The sequence below is a fragment of the Candidatus Burkholderia verschuerenii genome, assembly GCF_001189365.1.
In the GTDB taxonomy this organism is placed as follows: domain Bacteria; phylum Pseudomonadota; class Gammaproteobacteria; order Burkholderiales; family Burkholderiaceae; genus Caballeronia; species Caballeronia verschuerenii.
The window spans coordinates 1-2,902 of record NZ_LFJJ01000317.1 but is presented as its reverse complement, the minus strand read 5'-3'; the positions used below and the strand labels follow the sequence as shown (position 1 = coordinate 2,902).

Sequence of the window (2,902 nt, the reverse complement as noted above, 5' to 3'; positions counted from 1 at the left end):
TGCTGCATAGCGGCCGCGCGGCGTTCGGCGCTGCGGGCTACGCCCTTCGCGCCGCACGTCGCACAGAAGGATCAACTGAAACCACCGGCATCCGATTTCTGCACAACTTGACGCACACAACTGAAATCTCGTATCTTTCACGGCACAAAATACGGCGCTCGCGACCATCGTCAAATATCTCTTGAAGCGGGAATCTTCTGGCAAGCGCGCATCGCGAGCAAAGCTCCGTGTAAAGCAATGGCGGGAGACGTGACGATCACCGTCACCAGAAAGCCCGGTTTGAGTTCGCATTGGAAGGCCAAGGAATCGAGATGACTCAAATCCCATACATCATCTTCATAAATAAGCATTCCGAACGATTCCATCGAATCGGAGGGAATCTCTTCAAGAACCACATCGCTTGCAAGCATTGAGCGCCTTTCAAAAGACCGCTCACATTCTATCGATCCAGCCCTCTCTCCGATAAGCGCATTCCTCCGAATCTTCGCCAATCAGCACATACAAAAAAGCCGCATCGAAAACCGATCCGGCTTTTCACGACCTTCGCTTCACAAAAACGAAAGCCTCCAACCTCACCTACACTCAAGCACCGAAATTCTTCGAAGCAAAATCCCAGTTCGCGATGTTCCAGTAAGCCTCGATGAACTTCGGACGCGCATTGCGATAGTCGATGTAGTAAGCATGCTCCCACACGTCGATGGTGAGCAGTGCCTTCGCATCGGTCGTGAGCGGCGTGGCGGCGTTGCTGGTCGAGACTATATCGACCGAACCGTCCGTCTTCTTAACGAGCCACGTCCAGCCCGAACCGAACGTGCCGGTCGCGACCTTGGCGAATTCTTCCTTGAACTTGTCGAAGGAACCGTACTTGGCGTTGATGGCGTCAGCCAGCGCGCTGGTCGGTGCGCCGCCGCCCTTGGGCGACAGGCTGTTCCAGAAGAACGTGTGATTCCAGACTTGCGCGGAGTTGTTGAACACGCCGCCCGAGGACTTCTTCACGATTTCTTCGAGGGACAGGTTCTCGAATTCGGTGCCCGGAATCAGCTTGTTCAGGTTCGTCACATAGGTCTGGTGATGCTTGCCATAGTGATACTCGAGCGTTTCTTCCGACATGTGCGGAGCGAGCGCGTTCTTTTCGAACGGCAGCGGCGGGAGCATATGTTCCATGATGCGAGCTTCCTTTCTATGTGGTTTGTGGGGGATGGTGAGACGTGACGCAGTTGAGCAATGGATTGTAGGTGAGTTGGGATAACCCCGCAAACCGCATGCCTTTTATGAGGAAGATCGCTTTTCGCAAGCGTCGCGCGGCGTAAAAAGTGCTCGCGGCGGCATCGCTCGCCGCGTCAAATGTACGGACACTGCCCTGCTCAGAATTCGTCGGACAAGCGCGGCTGCACGTCGGCGAGCAGGACATCGGCGGAGCCTTCGGCGAGATGCACCGTCAGCGGACGCTTCGGCTTGAGCGCGTGCGGCGCGCGCATCGCGCGTCCGGTTTGCGTATCGATCAGCGCCGCGTAACCTCGTTCGAGTGTGCGCTGCGGGCTCAGCACCTGCAAGCGCGCCGCCAGTTCCGATACGCACGCCTTCTCTCGCTCCACGCGCCGCTCGCCGGCCCGGCCGACGCGCTGCGCAAGCCGCATCAGATGCTCGCGTTCGACGCCCACATCCGGCCGCCGCCGTTCCCATCGATACTGCACCAGCGCGAAATGCGCCCGCGCATCGCGCACCGGACGCGCGCCCGCCGCCGCGAGCCGGCTCGCCAGTTGCCGCAGATGCACGCGCTGACGCTGCAAACGCTCGGCCGGACTCACGAGCCGCCGCGCGAGCCAGTCGAGTTGTTGCGCGCGACGTTCCATCATGCGGCCGAAACCGCGCGCGAGCGTCGCGTGCCGATGATCCAGATCGCGCAGCAGCAACACGCGCTGCGGACTGACGAGCTCGGCGGCGGCGGTCGGCGTCGGCGCGCGCACGTCGGCGGCGAAATCGGCAATGGTGAAATCCGTTTCGTGTCCGACGCCGCTCACCACCGGAATCGCGCTCTCCGCAATCGCGCGCGCCAGCACTTCCTCGTTGAACGCCCACAGATCCTCGATCGATCCGCCGCCGCGACAGACGATCAGCACGTCCACTTCGCGTCGCGCGTTCGCGGCATCGACCATCGCCGCGAGCTTCGCGCTGACGCCCACGCCCTGCACCGGCGCCAGATACACGACGACCGGCACATGCGGCGCGCGGCGCGCGAGCGTCGTCAGCACATCGCGCAACGCCGCCGCCTGCAAGGACGTCACAATGCCGATACCGCGCGGATGCGACGGCAGCGCGCGCTTGCGCTCCGCCGCAAACAGCCCTTCGCTTTCGAGCTGCGCCTTCAGACGCAGAAACGCTTCATACAGCCTGCCCTGCCCCGTGCGGCGCACCGCTTCGACATTGAGCTGCAATTCGCCGCGCGGCTCGTACATCGTGACCAGCGCGCGCACTTCGATCTTGTCGCCTTCGCGCGGCGTGAACTCGGCGTACTGCGCGCGGCCTCGAAACATCACGCAGCGCATCTGCGCGTTGGCGTCCTTGATCGAGAAATACCAGTGGCCGCTCGCGGCGCGCATGAAGTTCGACACTTCGCCGGACACCCACACGAGCGGGAAGGATCGTTCGAGCATCGTGCTGATCGCACGGTTGAGCACGGAAACGGGAATGACGGCATCGCCGCCTTGTGTCGACAGGGGATCGGGAGTCATTGAGGAAAGAAAAAACCTGTAATATGACGATAAGACTTATGGACAAGTGCGACGCGTGTCGCCGTCCGCCGGACGTAAATCGGCAACGTAGGGGATGGCAAAGCTCTTCTCTGCCTTGTCACATTCAACCACCAGAACATCGGAGCGTGAAGCCGTGACCTGCTGTACGA

Annotated in this window: 3 protein-coding genes; all 3 read right to left on the bottom strand. The window is 61.1% G+C overall.

The window, feature by feature from the left end; all coding sequences use genetic code 11:
• Nucleotides 1-170: 170 nt before the first annotated feature.
• Nucleotides 171-410 carry a hypothetical protein gene (locus tag BVER_RS28450; RefSeq protein ID WP_050456091.1) on the bottom strand — a complete coding sequence of 80 codons (240 nt, stop codon included), beginning with the start codon at nucleotides 408-410 and terminating at the stop codon, nucleotides 171-173.
• Between the two features lie 172 nt (nucleotides 411-582).
• Nucleotides 583-1,164 carry a superoxide dismutase gene (locus BVER_RS28445; protein ID WP_050456090.1) on the bottom strand — a complete coding sequence of 194 codons (582 nt, stop codon included), beginning with the start codon at nucleotides 1,162-1,164 and terminating at the stop codon, nucleotides 583-585.
• A gap of 200 nt (nucleotides 1,165-1,364) precedes the next feature.
• Nucleotides 1,365-2,732, bottom strand: coding sequence for an exodeoxyribonuclease VII large subunit (xseA, locus tag BVER_RS28440; RefSeq protein ID WP_050456089.1), 1,368 nt, complete (start codon nucleotides 2,730-2,732; stop codon nucleotides 1,365-1,367).
• Between the last annotated feature and the right edge of the window lie 170 nt (nucleotides 2,733-2,902).